17 protein-coding genes and 1 riboswitch are annotated in these 19479 nt (G+C 71.9%); of the genes, 11 read left to right on the top strand and 6 right to left on the bottom strand.

The features are described from left to right. Window positions 1-15: 15 nt before the first annotated feature. Together gcvH and gcvT are read right to left on the bottom strand one after the other, a co-directional pair. On the bottom strand, window positions 16-390 hold the full coding sequence (gene gcvH / locus G5B56_RS06550) for a glycine cleavage system protein GcvH (RefSeq protein WP_009857791.1): 375 nt from the start codon (window positions 388-390) through the stop codon (window positions 16-18). Window positions 391-408: 18 nt separating this feature from the next. Then, a complete protein-coding gene (gene gcvT / locus G5B56_RS06545) occupies window positions 409-1548 on the bottom strand; it encodes a glycine cleavage system aminomethyltransferase GcvT (RefSeq protein ID WP_206023491.1) in 1140 nt (379 codons plus the stop codon). 40 nt (window positions 1549-1588) lie between these two features. Further along, window positions 1589-1698: riboswitch (glycine riboswitch) on the bottom strand. 192 nt (window positions 1699-1890) lie between these two features. Between gcvT and G5B56_RS06540 the strand changes: the two genes are divergently transcribed. From G5B56_RS06540 to G5B56_RS06530, 3 genes are all read left to right on the top strand, one after another. Continuing rightward, window positions 1891-3537: an acyl-CoA synthetase gene (locus tag G5B56_RS06540; protein WP_164962704.1), complete on the top strand. Its 1647-nt coding sequence runs from the start codon at window positions 1891-1893 to the stop codon at window positions 3535-3537. A 122-nt stretch (window positions 3538-3659) separates the two neighbouring features. Then, a complete protein-coding gene (locus tag G5B56_RS06535; protein WP_164962703.1) occupies window positions 3660-4451 on the top strand; it encodes an enoyl-CoA hydratase in 792 nt (263 codons plus the stop codon). A 5-nt stretch (window positions 4452-4456) separates the two neighbouring features. After that, the gene (locus tag G5B56_RS06530; protein ID WP_206023490.1) at window positions 4457-6445 is read left to right on the top strand and encodes a S9 family peptidase; all 1989 of its coding nucleotides are present in this window, start codon (window positions 4457-4459) and stop codon (window positions 6443-6445) included. A gap of 65 nt (window positions 6446-6510) precedes the next feature. Here G5B56_RS06530 and G5B56_RS06525 read toward each other — a convergent pair whose 3' ends face one another. Then, window positions 6511-8187 (bottom strand): electron transfer flavoprotein-ubiquinone oxidoreductase, encoded by a 1677-nt coding sequence (locus tag G5B56_RS06525; RefSeq protein WP_164962702.1) that lies wholly within the window; start codon window positions 8185-8187, stop codon window positions 6511-6513. 71 nt (window positions 8188-8258) lie between these two features. Continuing rightward, window positions 8259-9386: an NAD(P)/FAD-dependent oxidoreductase gene (locus G5B56_RS06520; protein WP_164962701.1), complete on the bottom strand. Its 1128-nt coding sequence runs from the start codon at window positions 9384-9386 to the stop codon at window positions 8259-8261. A 72-nt stretch (window positions 9387-9458) separates the two neighbouring features. Between G5B56_RS06520 and G5B56_RS06515 the strand changes: the two genes are divergently transcribed. Genes G5B56_RS06515 through G5B56_RS06505 form a run of 3 tightly spaced genes read left to right on the top strand, consistent with a single transcriptional unit; the run spans window position 9459 to window position 11382 of the window. Next, on the top strand, window positions 9459-10241 hold the full coding sequence (locus tag G5B56_RS06515; protein WP_009857846.1) for an SDR family oxidoreductase: 783 nt from the start codon (window positions 9459-9461) through the stop codon (window positions 10239-10241). A gap of 12 nt (window positions 10242-10253) precedes the next feature. Next, window positions 10254-10913: a YceH family protein gene (locus G5B56_RS06510; protein WP_164962700.1), complete on the top strand. Its 660-nt coding sequence runs from the start codon at window positions 10254-10256 to the stop codon at window positions 10911-10913. A gap of 46 nt (window positions 10914-10959) precedes the next feature. Next, window positions 10960-11382 carry a thioesterase family protein gene (locus G5B56_RS06505; RefSeq protein ID WP_164962699.1) on the top strand — a complete coding sequence of 141 codons (423 nt, stop codon included), beginning with the start codon at window positions 10960-10962 and terminating at the stop codon, window positions 11380-11382. Between the two features lie 30 nt (window positions 11383-11412). Here the strand turns inward: G5B56_RS06505 and G5B56_RS06500 are convergent, their stop codons facing one another. Further along, a complete protein-coding gene (locus G5B56_RS06500; RefSeq protein ID WP_009857849.1) occupies window positions 11413-12087 on the bottom strand; it encodes a glutathione S-transferase in 675 nt (224 codons plus the stop codon). Window positions 12088-12103: 16 nt separating this feature from the next. Continuing rightward, window positions 12104-12649: a PAS and helix-turn-helix domain-containing protein gene (locus G5B56_RS06495; protein ID WP_009857850.1), complete on the bottom strand. Its 546-nt coding sequence runs from the start codon at window positions 12647-12649 to the stop codon at window positions 12104-12106. A gap of 104 nt (window positions 12650-12753) precedes the next feature. Between G5B56_RS06495 and G5B56_RS06490 the strand changes: the two genes are divergently transcribed. The 5 genes from G5B56_RS06490 to G5B56_RS06470 form a co-directional block, all read left to right on the top strand. Next, a complete protein-coding gene (locus tag G5B56_RS06490; protein ID WP_009857851.1) occupies window positions 12754-13458 on the top strand; it encodes a CoA transferase subunit A in 705 nt (234 codons plus the stop codon). Window positions 13459-13468: 10 nt separating this feature from the next. Next, complete coding sequence (locus G5B56_RS06485; RefSeq protein ID WP_009857852.1) at window positions 13469-14110, top strand: CoA transferase subunit B; 642 nt, start codon at window positions 13469-13471, stop codon at window positions 14108-14110. Between the two features lie 121 nt (window positions 14111-14231). After that, window positions 14232-16748: a phosphoenolpyruvate--protein phosphotransferase gene (ptsP, locus tag G5B56_RS06480; protein WP_164962698.1), complete on the top strand. Its 2517-nt coding sequence runs from the start codon at window positions 14232-14234 to the stop codon at window positions 16746-16748. Continuing rightward, window positions 16745-17716: a 1-phosphofructokinase family hexose kinase gene (locus G5B56_RS06475; protein WP_164962697.1), complete on the top strand. Its 972-nt coding sequence runs from the start codon at window positions 16745-16747 to the stop codon at window positions 17714-17716. The genes ptsP and G5B56_RS06475 overlap by 4 nt, the downstream gene beginning before the upstream one ends. Continuing rightward, window positions 17713-19479 (top strand): PTS fructose transporter subunit IIC (locus tag G5B56_RS06470; RefSeq protein WP_164962696.1); only part of this gene is annotated, 1767 nt, incomplete at its 3' end. The genes G5B56_RS06475 and G5B56_RS06470, both read left to right, overlap by 4 nt.

Genomic DNA, 19479 nt, shown 5'->3' with positions numbered 1-19479 from the left:
AGAGGGGAAGCGGGGTCAGAGCGTCTTCAGCAACGCGTCGTAGGCGGGCGGGTCCATCAGCTGGTCGAACTCGGCCATGTCGGCGACACGGACCTTGAAGAACCAGCCGTTGCCCATCGGGTCGCTGTTGGCCAGCGCCGGCTCGTCGCGCAGCGCTTCGTTGACCTCGACGATCTCGCCGCTGACCGGCATGTAGAGGTCGGCGGCGGCCTTCACCGACTCGACGACGCCGGCCACCTCGCCCTTCTTGAACGTGCGGCCGACCTCGGGCAGCTCGACGAAGACGACATCACCGAGCGCGTCCTGCGCGTGCGGCGTGATGCCGACGACCGCGGCCTCGTGGTCTTCGATGTTGATCCATTCGTGGTCGGGGGTGAACATGGTGGTCATCGGCTTCTCCTGAAGATTTCAACCGCGGTGGTAGCGGTGGGGTTGGAACGGCATCGGGGTCACGCGCATCGGCAGGCGTTTGCCTCGCACCTCGGCGTAGACCTCGTGTTCGGGGGCAGCATGGTCCTGCGGCAGGTAGGCCATCGCGATCGGACGGTCGACCCCGGGCGCCAGCGTACCGCTGGTCACGCGGCCCAGCGCATGGCCGTGCGCATCGACGATGGCCGTGCCCTCGCGCACCGGCACACGTTCCAGGCCGACGAGGCCGACACGCTTGCGCATCGCGCCGCCGGCCAGGTGGCGTTCGACGGCCGCCGCGCCGGGGTAGCCGCCTTCGCGTGCACCGCCCGGGCGGCGCACCTTCTGGATCGCCCAGGTCAGGCCGGCTTCGACCGGCGAGGTGTTCTCGTCGATGTCGTGGCCGTACAGGCACAGCCCCGCTTCCAGGCGCAGCGTGTCGCGTGCGCCCAGGCCGGCGGGCTTGACCTCGGGCAGCGCCAGCAGCGCCGAGGCCAGCGCCTCGGCCCGTTCGGCCGGCACCGAGATCTCGAAGCCGTCTTCGCCGGTGTAGCCCGAGCGCGTGACGAAGCAGGGCGCGTCGGCCAGTTCGAACACGCCGCCGGTCATGAACACGAGTTCCTTGACGCCCGGGTTCAGCCGCGCCAGCGCGTCGGCGGCCAGCGGGCCCTGCAGCGCCAGCAGCGCGCGCTCGGGCATGCCGACGACGGTGCAGCGGTGGCCGATGTTCGTCTGCAGATGGCGCAGGTCGGCGTCCTTGCAGCCGGCGTTGACGACGAGGAACAGGTCGCCGAAGCCGGTGCCCGGCGCGGGGCGCGAGATCATCAGGTCGTCGAGCAGGCCGCCGTGTTCGTTGGTGAAGAAGGCGTAGCGCTGGCGGCCGACGGCGAGGTCGACGACGTCCACCGGCACCAGGGTCTCCAGCGCGGCTGCGGCGTCGGCGCCCGACAGCCGCACCTGGCCCATGTGCGAGACGTCGAACAGCGCCGCGGCGTTGCGGCACTGGCGGTGTTCGGCGATCAGGCCGTCGCGGTATTGCACCGGCATCGCGTAGCCGGCGAACGGCACCAAACGCGCACCGAGGCTCAGGTGCAGGTCGTGCAGGGGCGTCTTCAGAAGGTCGCTCACGGCGGACTCCATCGAGGGCATCGTCTTCGGATCGCCGGCTGTCGCCGACGCACGTGCCCCCGCTGTCCGCTTTACCTGAGAGATTCGGAAGCCACCCCGGCGGTGGTCCTTGCCCCTTCGGTGGGCCGCCTGTCGCGGCGGCCTCTCTCCAGTGAGGTGGGAAGCCAGTCCTTTTGCCTGAGCGTTCGGGCTGGACCCTGCGCCTTCGGCGGCCCGCTCGAGGTGGGCTCTCTCCTGACGGCGCGCAGTGTATCAGCGCCCATCCGGCGCCGCGCACCCGCCGCAGACGAGGGGCCGAGGCAGCCTGGTGTCAGCCGCTTGCATAACATTCGCCGCGCACCGACAGGAGGCCGGATGAGCATCTACGATCAGCACCTGGACCGCAACGCGGCCAACCACGTGGCGCTGTCGCCGACGAGTTTCGTCGAGCGCAGCGCCGAGGTCTTCGGCGACCTGCCGGCCGTGATCCACGGCGCGCGGCGCTACACCTGGGCCCAGGTGCGCGAGCGCAGCGCCCGGCTCGCGGCGGCGCTGCGCGCGCTGGGCGTGGGCCGCGGCACGACGGTCAGCGTGATGCTGCCCAACACGCCGGAGATGGTCGAGGCGCACTACGCGGTGCCGGCCGTCAACGCGGTGCTGAATACGCTCAACACGCGGCTGGACGCGCCGCTGCTGGCCTGGCAGATGAACCACTGCGAGACCGCGGTGCTGATCACCGACCGCGAGTTCGGCCCGCTGATGGCCGACGCGCTGGCGCGGCTGAAGGCCGAACACGGCCGCGAGCCGGTCGTCATCGACGTCTGCGACAGCGAATACACCGGCCGCGGCGAGCGTGTCGGCACGCTGGAATACGAGGAACTGCTGGCCGCGCACGCGCCGCTGGCGCGCCTGGAAGGCCCGGCCGACGAGTGGGACGCGATCGCCGTCAGCTACACCAGCGGCACCACGGGCGACCCCAAGGGCGTCGTCACCCACCACCGCGGCGCCTACCTGAACGCGGTCGGCAACGCGGCGACCTGGACCATGCCGCACTTCCCGAAGTACCTGTGGACGCTGCCGATGTTCCACTGCAACGGCTGGTGCTTCCCGTGGACGGTGGCGATGCTGGGCGGCACCCACGTCTGCCTGCGTCGGGTCGAACCCAAGGCGATCCTGGACGCGATGCGCGAGCACGGCGTCGACCACTACTGCGCCGCGCCGATCGTGCACGGGCTGATCATCAACGCGCCGGCCGACTGGCGCGAGGGCATCACGCAGCAGGTGCGCGGCATGGTCGCCGGCGCCGCGCCGCCGGCCGCGATGATCGAGGGCATGGCGAAGATCGGCTTCGACATCACCCACGTCTACGGCCTGACCGAGGTCTACGGCCCGGCCGCGGTGGCCGTCAAACGCCCGGCCTGGAGCGACGCCGACCTGTCCGAGCAGACGCGGCTCAACGGCCGCCAGGGCGTGCGCTACGCGCTGCAGGAAGGCATGACGGTGCTCGACCCGGAGACGATGGCCGAGGTGCCGGCTGACGGCCAGACGATGGGCGAGATCATGTTCCGCGGCAACATCGTCATGAAGGGCTACCTGAAGAACCCGTCGGCGACCGACAAGGCCTTCGCCGGCGGCTGGTTCCACACCGGCGACCTGGCGGTCATCGAGCCCGACCGCTACGTGAAGATCCGCGACCGCAGCAAGGACATCATCATCTCCGGCGGCGAGAACATCAGCTCGCTGGAAGTCGAGGACGCGCTGTACCGCCACCCCGCGGTGCTGGCCTGCGCGGTGGTCGCCAAGCCCGACCCGAAGTGGGGCGAGACGCCGGTGGCCTACGTCGAGCTGAAGCTGGGCGTCGACGTCACGGCCGACGAGCTGATCGCGCACTGCAAGCGTGTGCTCGCCGGCTACAAGGTGCCCAAGGAGATCCGCTTCGAGACGATCCCCAAGACCAGCACCGGCAAGATCCAGAAGTTCCAGTTGCGCCAGCGGGCCAGGAGCTCGTCGGCGATCGAATGAGAAGTTCCTCTCCCTCTCCCGCTTGCGGGAGAGGGTTGGGGTGAGGGTGGCGGCAGACCCCGGCCCTCACCCCCCGCCCTCTCCCGCCGTCGCGGGAGAGGGAGCCTGACCAGGAGATACCGATGACCGAAGAACCGCTGCTGCGGCACGAGAAGGACGAGCGCGGCGTCGTGACGCTGACGCTGGACCGGCCGCAGGCCTTCAACTCGCTGTCCGAGGCGATGATCGCGGCGCTGCAGGCCTCGCTGGAACGTGTCGCCGAGGACACGACGGCGCGTGTGGTCGTCATCGCCGCCGCCGGCCGCGCCTTCTGCGCCGGCCACGACCTGAAGGAAATGCGCGCCGAGCCTTCGCTGGGCTACTACGAGCGCCTGTTCGCGGCCTGCGCACGCATGATGCTGACGATCCAGAAGCTGCCGGTGCCGGTCATCGCGCGGGTGCACGGCATCGCCACCGCGGCCGGCTGCCAGCTGGTCGCGATGTGCGATCTGGCGGTCGCTTCGCGCGACGCGAAGTTCGCCGTCAGCGGCGTCAATCTGGGCCTTTTCTGTTCGACGCCCAGCGTCGCGCTGGCGCGCAACCTGCCGCGCAAGGCGGCCTTCGAGATGCTCGTCACCGGCGAGTTCATCGGTGCCGACGAAGCCTGCGCCAAAGGTCTGGTCAACCGCGTCGCCGCGCCGGAGGCACTGGACGCCGAGGTCGAGCGCCTGGTCGCCGCCATCGTCGCCAAGCCGCAGGTCGCGATCGCCGCCGGCAAGGCGCTGTTCTATCGTCAGGTCGAGACCGGCATCGCCGCGGCCTACGAAGACGCCGGCCGCACGATGGCCTGCAACATGATGGACCCGGCCGCACTCGAAGGCGTGCAGGCCTTCATCGACAAACGCAAGCCCTCCTGGGCCCTTGGAGAACGATGAAACGAATGCTGTTTTCGGCGGCCTGTGCCGCCGCCGCGCTGGTGCTGGCCGGCTGTGCCAGCGCACCGGCCACCGAGGCGACGGTCGCGCCCAACGCCAACCTCGTCGTGCAGGGCATCCCGCCGATCCCGCAGTCGCTGGCCGAGCGTGTGCAGCGCTACAACGACTTCCGCGGCCACGGCTTCGCCGACTGGCACCCGACGCGGCGCGAGATGCTGGTGCTGCACCGCGGCGAGACCGACGCCACGGCCCAGCTCTGGCGTGCCGCCGCCCCCGGCGCCGCGCTGGAGCGCCTGACCGCCGAACCCGACCCGGTGGCCGAAGCGAGCTGGGAGCCGCGCGAAGGCCGCTACATCGTCTTCGCGCGCGGCCGCGGCGGCAACGAGGCGACGCAGCTCTACCGCCTGGACCCGGCGACACGCCAGGCGACGCTGCTGACCGACCCCGACCAGCGCCACGACTTCGTCGGCTGGCTGCATGGCGCGTCCAAGCTGGTCTACGGCGCGGTGCCGCTGGACCGCACCGCCGACGGCGGCAAGCGTTCGGCGATCGACACGACGCTGTGGCTGATGGACCCGCTCTCGCCCGAGGGCCGGCGCCAGATCGCCGTGCTGCCCGGCGCCGGCTGGTTCGGCGGCGCGATCTCGCACGACGACCGCACGCTGGCGATCACACGCTACGTTTCGGCCACCGAGTCCGAAGCCTGGCTCGTCGACCTCGCCAGCGGCGAGCGCCGGCGTGTGCTGCCGGCGCCCGGCGAGACGCTGAAAGCCTCGCACTTCCCGGTCGCCTTCCGGCCCGACGGCTCGGGGCTGCTGTTCCTCAGCGACCGCGCCGGCGAGTTCCGCGAGCTGATGCTGCTGTCGCTGGCCGACGGCCGCATCACGCGGCTCACGTCGCAGATCCCCTGGGACGTCAGCGGCGTCGCACCCAGCGAGGACGGGCGCTGGATCGCCTTCCAGGCCAACGTCGAGGGCCGCGACGAGCTGCGCCTGCTCGACGGCCGCACGCTGAAGGAGCTGGCGCTGCCGCCGCTGCCCGCCGGCAGCGTCGGCAGCGCGGCCTTCGACCGCCGTGGCGACGAACTCGCGTTCTCGACCAACAGCGCGCAAGGCCCGAGCCGGCTGCACTCGCTGCGCCTGGCCGGCGGCGCGGTCGCCGACTGGACCACGCCCCATGTGCCGCCGGGCCTGGACGTGTCGCGCTTCGGCGAGGCCGAGATCGTGCGCTGGACGAGCTTCGACGGCCGCACGATCTCCGGCCTGCTGCACCGCCCGCCGGCGCGGTTCACCGGCCCGCGCCCGGTGCTGGTCCAGATCCACGGCGGCCCCGAAGGCCAGGCCACGGTCGGCTTCATGGGCCGCTACAACTACCTGCTGCAGGAGCTGGGCATCGCCATCGTGCAGCCCAACGTGCGCGGCTCGTCGGGTTTCGGCAAGACCTTCCTGTCGCTGGACGACGGCTACAAGCGCGAGGACTCGGTGAAGGACATCGGCGCGCTGCTGGACTGGATCGCCACGCAGCCGGGGCTGGACGCCTCGCGTGTGCTGGTCGCCGGCGGCAGCTATGGCGGCTACATGACGCTGGCCAGCGCGGTGCACTACGGCGAGCGCATCGCCGGCGCGGTCGACGACGTCGGCATCTCGCACTTCGTGACCTTCCTGCAGAACACCGAGAGCTATCGCCGCGACCTGCGCCGCGCCGAGTACGGCGACGAACGCGACCCGGCGATGCGCGAGTTCCTCGACCGCATCTCGCCGCTGACCAACGCGGCGAAGATTCGCAAGCCGCTGTTCGTCGTCCAGGGCCTCAACGACCCGCGTGTGCCCTACACCGAGGCCGAGCAGATCGTCGCCCAGGTGCGCGCCAACGGCACGCCGGTCTGGTACCTGCGCGCCGAGAACGAAGGCCACGGTTTCCAGCGCAAGGAGAACGCCGACTGGCGCTTCTACGCCTTCGTGCGCTTCGCCGAGCAGGTGCTGCTGGCGCGCTGAGCCGGGCGGCGCCCCAACGAAAAACGGCGGGCCCAGGCCCGCCGTATTTCATGCCGCGTGCGGCTTCACATGCCCGCGTAGTTCGGCCCGCCGCCGCCTTCGGGCGTGACCCAGACGATGTTCTGCGTCGGGTCCTTGATGTCGCAGGTCTTGCAGTGCACGCAGTTCTGGGCGTTGATCTGCAGGCGCTCGCCGCCGTCGGCCGCGGCGACGAACTCGTAGACGCCGGCCGGGCAGTAGCGGCTCTCGGGGCCGGCGTAGCGCGCCAGGTTCACCGCCACCGGCACCGACGCGTCCTTCAACGTCAGGTGCGCCGGCTGGTTTTCCTCGTGGTTGGTGTTGCTGAGGAACACCGAGCTGAGGCGGTCGAAGGTCAGCTGGCCGTCGGGCTTGGGGTAGGCGATCGGCTCGACCTGGCTGGCCGCGTGCAGCCGTACGTGGTCCGGCGCGTGGCGGTGGATGGTCCACGGCGGGCTCTTCATGCCCAGCTTGGGCAGCAGCCACTGCTCGATGCCGGTCATCAGCGTGCCGACCGTGTTGCCCTTCTTGAACCAGGTCTTGAAGTTGCGGCTGGCGTCCAGCTCCTCGTGGAGCCAGCTGGCGCGGAAGGCCTGCGGATAGGCCTCGAGCTCGTCACCGGCGCGGCCGGCGGCGATGGCCGCGGCGGCGGCCTCGGCGGCCAGCATGCCGGTCTTGATCGCGGCGTGGCTGCCCTTGATGCGCGCGGCGTTCAGCGTGCCGGCTTCGCAGCCGACCAGCGCACCGCCCGGGAACACCAGCTTGGGCACCGACAGCAGGCCGCCGGCGGTGATCGCACGCGCGCCGTAGCCGACCCGCTTGCCGCCTTCGAGGTGGCGGCGGATCGCCGGGTGCGTCTTCCAGCGCTGCATCTCCTCGAACGGGCTGATCCAGGGGTTCTGGTAGTCCAGGCCGACGACGTAGCCCAGCGCGACCTGCTTGCCTTCCATGTGGTACAGGAAGCCGCCGCCGTAGGTCTGCTCGTCGACTGGCCAGCCGGCGCTGTGCAGCACCAGGCCGGGCCTGGCGACCGACTCGGGCACTTCCCACAGCTCCTTGATGCCGATGGCGTAGGTCTGCGGGTCGCGGCCCTTGTCCAGCTCGAAGCGGCTGATCAGCTGACGGCCCAGGTGGCCGCGTGCGCCTTCGGCGAAGATCGTGTACTTGCCCAGCAGCTCCATGCCGAGCTGGAAGCCGTCGTGCGGCTGGCCGTCCTTGCCGACACCCATGTTGCCGGTGGCGACGCCACGCACCCGGCCGTCCTCGCCGTACAGCACTTCGGCCGCGGCGAAGCCGGGGAAGATCTCGACGCCCAGTTCCTCGGCCTGCGCGGCCATCCAGCGCGTCACCGCACCCAGGCTGATGATGTAGTTGCCGTGGTTGTGCAGGCAGCCCGGGATCAGCCACGACGGCGCCTCGTGGTGGCTGCCGTTGGCGTTGAGGAACAGCACCTCGTCCTCGGCACAGGGCTGGTTCAGCGGCGCGCCGCGTTCCTTCCAGTCCGGGATCAGCTCGGTCAGCGCGCGCGGGTCCATCACCGCGCCGGACAGCACGTGCGCGCCCGGTTCGCTGCCCTTCTCGAGCACGACGACCGAGAGCTCGGGGTTCAGCTGCTTGAGGCGGATCGCCGCCGCGAGCCCGCCCGGGCCGGCCCCGACGACGACGACGTCGTACTCCATCGCCTCGCGCGGACCGTACTGCTCGAGGATTTCTTCTGAGCGCATCTTGACCTTTGTCTCCTGGGTGAGGCCGCGAGCATTCTATAAGTCCGGGCCCCGAAAAACGAACGGTCGTTCTATTTTGAGGTCGCGAAAGGGACAATGCGCCCGGCCACCTCGTCGGCGAGCGCGAGGCACGCGGTGAGCCCGGGCGACTCGATGCCGAACAGCTGCACGACCCCCGGCACGCCATGTTCGGCCGGGCCGGCGATGACGAAGTCGGCCGCCGGCTCGCCGGGGCCGGAGATCTTGGGCCGGATGCCGCTGTAGGCCGGTTGCAGCGCACCGGCCGGCAGGCCCGGCCAGTAGCGCCGGATGTCGGCCTCGAAACCGGCCTGGCGCGCCGGGTCGACGGCGTAGTCCAGTGGGGCGCCGGGCGCCAGCCATTCGACATCGGGGCCGAAACGCGCCTGGCCGCCCAGGTCCAGCGTCAGGTGCACGCCCAGGCCGCCGTCGACCGGCGTCGGGTAGACGAGGCGCGAGAACGGCGCGCGCCCGGCGAGCGAGAAGTAGTGGCCCTTGGCGCGCCAGGTCGGCGGCACCGCGGCGGCCGCAAAGCCCTGCATCGCCAGCGCCACCTGCTGCGCGTCGAGCGCCGCGGCATTGACGATCCAGCGTGTCGCCAGCTCGAAGGGCTCGTCGCCGCCGGTGCCGACGATCCAGCCCTCGCCGTCGCGGCGCGCGCTGGCGAACGGCGAGCGCAGCGCCAGCATCGCGCCGGCGTTCTCGGCGTCGCCCAGCAGCGCGGTCATCAGGCCGTGGCTGTCGACGATGCCCGACGACGGCGACCACAGCGCGCCGGCGCAGGCCAGTGCCGGCTCCATCGCCATCGCCTCGGCGGCCGTCAGGCGCTGCAGGTCGGCGACGCCGGCGGCGCGGCCGCGGGCCTCGATCGTGTCCAGCTTGGGCAGGTCGGCCGCGGTCGTCGCGACGACCAGCTTGCCGCAGCGGCGCGCGTCGACGCCGCGTTCGGCGCAATAGGCGTAGAGCCGCTCGCGGCCTGCCACGCACAGCCGCGCCTTCAGGCTGCCGGCGGGGTAGTAGAGCCCGGCGTGCACGACCTCGCTGTTGCGCGACGAGACGCCGCTGCCGATCGCGCCCTCGCGCTCGAGGATCAGCACCTCCGACCCGGCGCACGCCAGCGCGCGCGCCACCGCGAGGCCGACGACCCCGGCCCCGACGACGACGACTTCGACACGGTCCATGGGCCGATTGTCGGCCACGGCTTCGGTGCTATCGTGCCCGCGCCCCCGACAGACCGAACCAGGACTCCACCGATGAGCTACCAGATCGACCTTTCCGGCCGCGTCGCCTTCGTCACCGGCGCCTCCAGCGGCCTGGGCGCGAGCTTCGCGAAGACGCTGGCGCGTGCCGGCGCCGGCGTCGTGCTCGCCGCGCGCCGCGTCGAGCGCCTGAAGACGCTGCGCGCCGAGATCGAGGCCGAAGGCGGCGACGCCCACGTCGTCACGCTCGACGTCACCGACCCGGCGAGCATCGCCTCGGCCGTGGCCCATGCCGAGACCGAGATGGGTGTCATCGACATCCTGGTCAACAACTCCGGCGTCAGCACGACGCAGAAGCTGGTCGACGTCACGCCCGAGGACTACGACTACGTGATGGACACCAACACCCGCGGCGCCTTCTTCGTCGCCCAGGCGGTGGCCAAACGCATGATCGCGCGCAGCCGCGGCCAGGCGCCGGGCACCTACACCGGCGGGCGCATCGTCAACGTGGCGTCGATGGCCGGGCTGCGTGTGCTGGGCCAGATCGGCGTCTACGCGATGAGCAAGGCCGCGGTGATCCACATGACGCGCGCGATGGCGCTGGAATGGGGCCGCCACGGCATCAACGTCAACGCCATCTGCCCGGGCTACATCGACACCGAGATCAACCACCACCACTGGCAGACCGAGGCCGGGCGCAAGCTGGTCGACATGCTGCCGCGCAAGCGTGTCGGCAAACCCGAGGACCTGGACGCCGTGCTGATGATGCTGTGCGCCAACGAGAGCCACTTCGTCAACGGCGCGGTGATCTCCGCCGACGACGGCTTCGGCGTCTGAGGGGCGTGCAGCATGCGTGACCTGACCCCGCTCGAAGCGCGTGTGCTCGGTGTGCTCGTCGAGAAGCAGCACACCGTGCCCGACACCTATCCGCTGTCGCTGAACGCGCTGGTCGCGGGCTGCAACCAGAAGACCGCGCGCCAGCCGGTGATGGACGCCGCCGACGCCGACGTGCTGGCGGCGCTGGAAGGGCTGAAGTCGCTGGCCCTGGTCAACGAGGTCAGCGGCAGCCGCGTCGTGCGTTTCGACCACAACGCCGCGCGCGGCCTCGGCGTGCCGGGCGCGGCCGTCGCGCTGCTGGCGGTGCTGATGCTGCGCGGCCCGCAGACCGCGGCCGAGCTGCGCCTGAACAGCGAGCGCCTGCACCGTTTCGCCGACATCTCCTCGGTCGAGGGTTTCCTGGAGGAGCTGGCCGAGAAGCAGCCGCCCAAGGTCGTCAAGCTGGCGCGTGCGCCGGGCGAACGCGAGTCGCGCTGGGCGCATCGGCTGTGCGGCGAGGTCGCGCAGCCGGTCTGGCCGGCCGGCGCCGCGGCGCTGCCGGCCGAAGCGGTGTCGGCCGGCGAGCTGTCGGCGCTGAAGGCCGAGCAGGCCCGGCTGGCGGCCGAGGTCGCCGACCTGCGTGCGCTGGTCGAGCGGCTGGCGCGCGAGCTGGGCGTGTCGGCCACCGATTGACCCCCGCGCCCGGCCGCGGGCAGGCCGGGCGACGCTGGAGAGCACCATGCGTTTCACGCTGCCCGAACACAAGACGCTGACCCACGAGACGGTGATCACTATCCGCTGGGGCGACATGGACGCGATGGGCCATGTCAACAACACCGTCTACTTCCGCTACCTGGAGATCGCGCGGCTGGAGTGGCTGTACCGCATCGGCGGCCCGGCGCACCCCAGCCACGGCAGCGGCCCGGTGATCGTCAACGCGTTCTGCAACTTCATGCGCCAGCTCGAGTTCCCCGGCGAGGTGCTGGCGCGCCACTACATCGCCAACCCCGGGCGCACGAGCTTCGACACCTACGTCGTGATGGAGCGTGTCGGCGAACCCGGCGTGGTCTACGCCGAAGGCGGCGCGAAGACGGTGTGGACCGACTACGCGGCGAAGAAGGCGGTGCCGCTGCCGGAGGCCATCCGGGCACTGTTCGGCTGACGGCCGGGGCCCGCCGGCCCCGCCGGCGCCTCAGCCGATGATCGAATACGGCCCGCCACGCTCCAGCGCGCGGCCGTAGGCGGCGCGTGCGTGCACGCGCTTGAGCCAGTCCTGCAGCTTCGGGTAGCGGGCGTCGAGCCCGGCGCGGGCCGCCGCGGCTTCGAGCGGGAAGCTCATCATCACGTCGGCGGCGCTGAAGGCCTCGCCGGCGAACCAGGGGCGGGCGCTCAGTTCGGCTTCCATGAAGGCCAGCTGCGCGGCGATGTTCGGCGCGATGAAGCTGCCGGTCACCTTGTCGGCGATGCCCTTGACGACGGGCTTGATGAAAAACGGCACCGGCGCGCTGCGCACGCGGTCGAAGACCAGCTTCATCAGCAGCGGCGGCATCGCGCTGCCTTCGGCGAAGTGCAGCCAGTAGGTGAAGCGCCGGCGCGCCTCGGTGGCCGGCGGCGGGCGCAGGCGGCCTTCGGGGTCGTAGGTGTCGAGCAGGTACTCGACGATGGCGCCGGTCTCGGCCACCGTCACCGCGCCGTCGACGATCACCGGCGACTTGCCCAGCGGGTGCACACGCTTCAGTTCGGGCGGCGCGAGCATCGTTTCGCGGTCGCGCTCGTAGCGCTTCACTTCGTAAGCCAGGCCCAGTTCCTCGAGCAGCCACAGCACACGCTGCGAGCGCGAGTTCTCCAGGTGGTGGACGACGATCATGCGTTGTTCTCCAGGTTCAGCCGTTGAGGAGCTTGTTGACCAGTTCGGGCGTCGTCGCCGCGCCCGTCTTGCGCATCAGCCGTGCGCGGTAGACGTCGACCGTGCGCGGGCTGATCGCCAGCTTGCGGCCGATTTCCTTGCTCGTGTGGCCCTCGATGACCAGGGCCGCGATCTCGCGTTCGCGCGGCGTGAAGTCGACCTTCAGCACGCGCCGCGCCGACAGGTCCTCGAAGGACCAGATGCCCGCCGCGTGCGGCGCGCGCGTGTCCAGCGCGTGGCCCGAGACGTGGCACCAGAAGAGTTCGCCGCCGGCGCGCTTCATGATGCGGTCGTCGGCGTAGCGGCCCTGGGCGTCGAGCATCTCGACGATGCGCTCGCCGGTGCGTTCGTATTCGGCCGCGGTGGGGTAGAGCACCTCGAAGGACTGGCCGACGATCTGCTCGCGCACGGCGCCGAAGATCGCCAGCATCTCGGCGTTGCAGTCGATCATCACGCGTTCGCGGCTGATCACCAGGCCGATGGGCGCCAGTTCGAACGCGGTGCGGTAGTCCAGCGTCTGCATCGCGAGGTCCTTCGGGGCAGATCCGTAGTCAATTCTACGTAACGACTACTTAACCCCTTACGTAGTACGCTGCCTCGGTTTCCCTGAGTGCGAGAGGCGTCCCGATGAAGAAGCTCTATCCGAGCGCGCAGGCCGCGCTCGCCGGCATCGTGCACGACGGCCAGCTGATGGCCGTCGGCGGCTTCGGCCTGTGCGGCATCCCCGAGGCGCTGATCGCCGCGCTGCGCGACAGCGGCGTCAAGGATCTGACCGTCGTCTCCAACAACGCCGGTGTCGACGGCTTCGGCCTCGGCCAGCTGCTGGAGACGCGCCAGATCCGCAAGATGATCTCCAGCTACGTCGGCGAGAACAAGGAGTTCGAGCGCCAGTTCCTGGCCGGCGAGCTGGAGCTGGAGTTCACGCCGCAGGGCACGCTGGCCGAGAAGCTGCGGGCCGGCGGCGCCGGCATCCCGGCCTTCTTCACGCGCACCGGCGTCGGCACGCTGGTCGCCGAAGGCAAGGAGACCCGCGAGTTCGACGGCAAGCTCTATGTGATGGAGCGCGCCATCGTGCCCGACGTGTCGTTGGCCAAGGCCTGGAAGGCCGACGAGAGTGGCAATCTCGTGTTCCGCCGCACGGCGCGCAACTTCAACCCGGCGGTGATCATGGCCGGGCGCGTCAGCGTCGTCGAGGTCGAGGAGATCGTGCCGGTCGGCAGCTTCGACCCCGACGAGGTGCACCTGCCCGGCATCTACGTGCACCGCCTGGTGCACAACCCGCACCCGGAGAAGCGCATCGAGAAGCGCACGATCCGCGAGAAGACCGCCTGAAGGAGCGATCATGGCCTGGACCCACGACGAGATGGCGGCGCGCGCCGCCCAGGAACTGCAGGACGGCTTCTACGTCAACCTCGGCATCGGCCTGCCGACGCTGGTGGCCAACTTCGTGCCCGAGGACATCGAGGTCTGGCTGCAGAGCGAGAACGGCATGCTCGGCATCGGCCCGTTCCCGACCGAGGACGAGGTCGACGCCGACCTGATCAACGCCGGCAAGCAGACGGTGACGACGATCGCCGGCTCCAGCATCTTCGGCAGCCACGACAGCTTCGCGATGATCCGCGGCGGCAAGATCAACCTGTCGATCCTCGGCGCGATGCAGGTCAGCGCCAAGGGCGACCTGGCCAACTGGATGATCCCCGGCAAGATGGTCAAGGGCATGGGCGGCGCGATGGACCTCGTCGCCGGCGTGCGCAGCGTCGTCGTGCTGATGGAGCACGTCGCGAAGAAGAAGGACGGCTCGGGCTTCGAGCTGAAGATCCTGCCGCAGTGCACGCTGCCGCTGACCGGCGTCGGCGTCGTCGACCGCATCATCACCGACCTCGCGGTGCTCGACGTCACGCCGCACGGGCTGAAGGTCGTCGAGATGGCGCCCGGCGTCACGCGCGACGAGCTGCAGGCCAAGACCGGCGTGCCACTGCAATAACGTTTACCGTGTTTCGGGCCGCCGTGCGCGGCCCGCGCACGACGACCATCCGGGATCGTCGGAACTCGCCGGCCACGGCCGCCTGCGCTACCGTCGCAGGTCAAACCGACGGAGTTCTGACGTGTCCACCTTCAACGCCAGCGGCCTGCTGCCGCGCGAACTCGTCCGCCTGGACGCGCGTGTGGCCGACAAGGCCGAAGCCATCCGCCAGGCCACCGGCCTGCTGACCGCCGCCGGCTGCGTGCGCCCGGCTTTCGAGGCCAGCATGCTGCGCCGCGAGGCCGCCGCCGACACCTTCCTCGGCAAGGGCATCGCCATCCCGCACGGCATGGTCGACGAGCGCGAGCTGATCCAGCGCGACGGCATCGCCGTGCTGCAGGTGCGCGACGGCGTCGACTGGAACCCCGGCCAGCGCGCCCATCTGGTCGTCGCGATCGCCGCGCGCTCCGACGCCCACATCGGCATCCTGCGCCGGCTGACGCGGCTGATGGCCGACGACGCGCGCCTGGCGATGCTGGCGCGCACCGACGACCCCGACGCGCTGATCCGTGCGCTGGCCGGCGTCGAGATCGCGCCCGACGAAGCCGACGCGCCGGCCGAGGACTTCGCGCGCCGCTTCGACTGGGTCGTCGACTACCCGAGCGGTCTGCACGCGCGCCCGGCCACCGAGTGGGCCGAGACCGCACGCCGCTTCGCCGCCCGGGTGCGTGTGCGCCACGGCGCCGAAGCCGCCGACGCACGCAACCTGATCGCGCTGCTGCAGCTGGGCCTGCGCTGCGGCGACACCGTCACCGTCTCGGCCGACGGCCCCGACGCCGCCGACGCGCTGGCCACGCTGCGCATCGTGCTCGCCGGCCTGAGCGCCCGCGAGAAGGCCGACGCCGAGAAGGCCGAGCGCAAGCGCCGCGCCGCCGCCGGCGCCTGGCAGCCGCCGGGCGCGGCCGAGGTCGTCGCCGGGGTCGGCGCGTCGCCGGGGCTGGCGATCGGCCGGCTGCACCGGCTGCACGCCGGGCCGATGGTCGTGCCCGACGAGCCGGTCGACCTGGTCGAGGCCGCCGACCGATTGCACGGCGCGCTGGCACGCGCCCGCGACGAACTGCGTGCCGTCGCCGACGACACCCGCCGCCGCCTGGGCGCCGCCGACGCGGCGATCTTCCGCGCCCAGGCCGAGCTGCTGAACGACCCGGCGCTGATCACGCTGGCCTCGCAGCACCTCGTCGAAGGCCACGGTGTCGCCTGGGCCTGGCACACCGCGGTCGAGGACACCGCCGGCCGGCTGGCCTCGCTGGGCAACGCCGTGCTCGCCGGGCGCGCCACCGACCTGCGCGACGTCGGCCACCGTGTGCTGGCGCAGATCGACCCGGCGCTGGCGCGCCCGGCCGCCGCCGAGGTGCCGGCCGGCAGCATCCTCGTCGCCGAGGACCTGACGCCCAGCGACACCGCCGGGCTGGACGCCGAGCGTGTCGTCGGCATCGTCACCGCGCAAGGCGGGCCGACCTCGCACACCGCGATCCTGGCGCGCACGCTGGGGCTGCCGGCGGTGGTCGGCGCCGGGGCCGCGCTGGCGGCGCTGGAAGCCGGCGCGCCGGCCATCGTCGACGGCAGCGGCGGCCGGCTGTTCCTGGCGCCGTCAGACGCCGACCTGGAATCGGCGCGCGCCTGGATCGCCGCCGAGGAAGCGCGCCGCGCCCAGGCCGCCGAGGCGCGTGCGCTGCCGGCGCGCACGCGCGACGGCCACACGGTCTCGATCGGCGCCAACATCAACCTCGCCGACCAGGCCGCGTTCGCCATCGCCCAGGGCGCCGAAGGCGTGGGCCTGATGCGCACCGAGTTCCTGTTCCTCGAACGCGGCGAGACGCCGTCCGAGGAAGACCAGTACCAGGCCTACAAGGCGATGGCCGACGCGCTGCAAGGCCGGCCGCTGGTCATCCGCGCGCTGGACATCGGCGGCGACAAGCAGGTCGCGCACCTGGAGCTGCCGCGCGAGGAGAACCCCTTCCTCGGCGTGCGCGGCGCGCGCCTGCTGCTGCGCCGGCCCGAGCTGCTGGTGCCGCAGATCCGCGCGCTGTACCGCGCCGGCCGCGACGGCGCGCCGATCTCGGTGATGTTCCCGATGATCACCTCGGCCGCCGAGCTGCTGGCGCTGCGCGAGACCTGCGAGCGCATCCGCGAGGAGCTGCAGGCGCCCAAGCTGCCGCTGGGCATCATGATCGAGGTGCCGTCGGCGGCGCTGCTGGCCGCCGACCTGGCGCAGCACGCCGACTTCTTTTCCATCGGCACCAACGACCTGACGCAGTACACGCTGGCCATCGACCGCCAGAACCCGGTGCTGGCGCCCGAGGCCGACAGCCTGCACCCGGCGGTGCTGCGGCTGATCGGGCTGACGGTGCAGGGCGCGCATATGCACGGCCGCTGGGTCGGCGTCTGCGGCGGCCTGGCGGGCGACCCGCACGGCGCCGCGCTGCTCGCCGGCCTGGGCGTCGACGAGCTGTCGATGACGCCGCGCGACATCCCGGCGGTCAAGGAGCGGCTGCGCGCCGCCGAACTCCCGGCGCTGCAGGCGCTGGCACGCCAGGCGCTGGCCGCGCCCGACGCCGCCGCGGTGCGTGCGCTGGCCGACGGCGGGGAGGGCGCATGACGATCCGCTGCGTCAGCTTCAACCCGGCGATCGACCAGACGGTGACGCTGGAACGCCTGGTGCCCGGCGAGGTCGTGCGCGCGCTCGCGGTGCGCCACGACGCCGGCGGCAAGGGCGTCAACGTCGCCTCCTGTCTGGCCGACGCCGGCCAGGCGGTCGAGCTGCACGGGCTTCTGGGCCGCGACAACGCGGCGATCTTCGAGCAGCTCTTCGCCGCCAAAGGCATCGCCGACTGGTTGCAGCGTGTGACCGGCGCGACGCGCACCAACGTCAAGCTGCTGGAGACCGGCGGCCGCACCACCGACGTCAACCTGCCGGGCTTCACGGCCGGCGCGGCCGACGCCGAGGCGGTGTTCGCCGGGCTGGCCGAGGTCGGCACCGGCGAGCTGGTCGTGATCTCCGGCAGCCAGCCGGGCGGGCTGGCGGCCGACACCAGCGCCCGCCTGGCCGCCGCGCTGGCGGGGCGCGGCGCGCGCGTCGTCGCCGACCTCAGCGGCGCGGCGCTGGACGCCGTGCTCGCCTTGCCGCCCGGCGCGCTGCCCTACGCCGTCAAACCCAACCGCGCCGAGCTCGAAGCCTGGGCCGGGCGGCGCTTCGACGAACGCACGGCGCTGATCGACGCGGCGCGCGCGCTGGTCGCACGCGGCATCGCGCTGGTCGTCGTCTCGCTGGGCACCGAAGGCGCGGCCTTCGTCACCGCCGAAGGCGCGCTGCAGGCGGCGCCGCCGCGGCTGGCGACCGGCAGCACGGTCGGTGCCGGCGACGCGATGGTCGCCGGCATCACCTCGGCGCTGGCCGACGGCCTGGCGCTGGACGCGCTGGCGCGGCGCGCGACGGCTTTTGCCGCCGGCAAGCTGGGGCGCGAAGGTGCGCACCTGCCGCCGGCCGCCGAACTGGATGCCCTGGCCGCCGCGGTGCGGCCGCAGCCGCTGGACGTCTGGGCCGCGGCCCCCGGGAGCAGAACATGAGTCACATCGTTGCCGTCGTCGGTGCCGGGGACCGCGGCACCCACGCCTACCTCGTGCGCGAGGCCTTGAAGCGCGCCGCACGCGAAGCCGGGCGCACGATCGCCGTCGAGCTGCACACCGAGGACGGTGTGATCGACCCGCTGGACGCCGCCGCGCTGCACGAGGCGCACGCCTTGCTGCTGGTCGGCGACCTGCGTCCCGACGCACGTTTCGACGGCCTGTCGCCGTACACCGCGACGCTGGCCGAGGTGCTGCACGACGCCCGCGCCGTGCTCGTGCTGGCCGGCGCCGCGGCGGCGACGCCGGCGGCAGCCAGCGCGCCGCGGCCGGCCGCGCCGGCACCCGTCTCGCCGGCTGCTGCGCCGGCGTCGGCGGCGCTGAAGATCGTCGCCATCACCTCCTGCCCGACCGGCATCGCGCACACCTTCATGGCCGCCGAAGGGCTGCAGGAAGGCGCCAAGGCGCTGGGCCACCAGATCCGCGTCGAGACCCAGGGCTCGGTCGGTTCGCAGGACGCGCTGACGGCCGAGGAGATCGCCGCCGCCGACCTGGTGCTGATCGCCGCCGACCGCCAGGTCGAGCTGTCGCGTTTCGCCGGCAAGCGCCTGTTCCAGTCGCCGACCAAGCCGGCGATCGGCGACGGCGCCGGCCTGATCAAGCGTGCGCTGGCCGAGGCGCGTGTGCACGGCGGCGAGGCTGCGCCGGACGCGTCGGCATCGGCCGCTGCCCCGGCCGCACGCACCGGCGTCTACAAGCACCTGATGACCGGCGTGTCCTTCATGCTGCCCTTCGTCGTCGCCGGCGGGCTGCTGATCGCGATCGCCTTCGCGCTCGGCGGCATCTACGTCTACGAGGACGCTCACAGGGGCACGCTGGGCTGGACGCTGTTCCAGATCGGCGCCAAGGGCGCGTTCACGCTGATGGTGCCGGCGCTGGCCGGCTACATCGGCTACTCGATCGCCGACCGGCCGGGCATCGCGCCGGGCATGACCGGCGGCGTCATCGCCGGGGCGATCGGCGCCGGTTTCCTCGGCGGCATCGTCGCCGGCTTCATCGCCGGCTACGGCGTGCAGTGGCTGAACAAGGCGATCAAGCTGCCGCGCACGCTGGAGGGCCTCAAACCCGTGCTGATCCTGCCGCTGCTGGGCACGGCGGCGACCGGGCTCTTGATGTACTACGTCGTCGGCGCGCCGGCGGCGACGCTGCTGGCGGCGCTGACCACCTGGCTGCAGGGCATGCAGGGCGCGTCGGCCGTGGTGCTCGGGCTGATCCTGGGCGGCATGATGGCGGTGGACATGGGCGGGCCGATCAACAAGGCGGCCTACGTCTTCGGCACGACGCTGATCGCGGCCAACGTCACCGAGCCGATGGCCGCGGTGATGTGCGCCGGCATGACGCCGCCGCTGGCGCTGGCCGTGGCCTGCAAGCTGCTGCCCTCGCGTTTCACCGCCGAGGAGCGTGAAGCCGGCAACGCCGCCTTCGTGCTCGGGCTGGCCTTCGTCACCGAAGGCGCGATCCCGTTCGCGGCACGCGACCCGCTGCGCGTGATCCCGTCGCTGATCGCCGGCTCTGCGGTCGCCGGCGCGATCTGCCTGGCGATGGGCGTGCAGCTCAAGGTGCCGCACGGCGGCGTCTTCGTGCTGCCGATCCCGAACGCGGTGACGCACCTGGGCAGCTTCGTCGTCGCGCTGGTGGTCGGCACCGCGGTGTCGGTGGCGGCGCTGGCGATCGCCAAGCGCCGCGTCGTGGCGTCGGCGGCGGCA

Source organism: Rubrivivax sp. JA1026 (genome assembly GCF_011065555.1).
Lineage (GTDB): Bacteria > Pseudomonadota > Gammaproteobacteria > Burkholderiales > Burkholderiaceae_C > Rubrivivax > Rubrivivax benzoatilyticus.
Note: the sequence above shows the minus strand (reverse complement) of the source record. Positions and strands in the feature narration are given on the sequence as shown.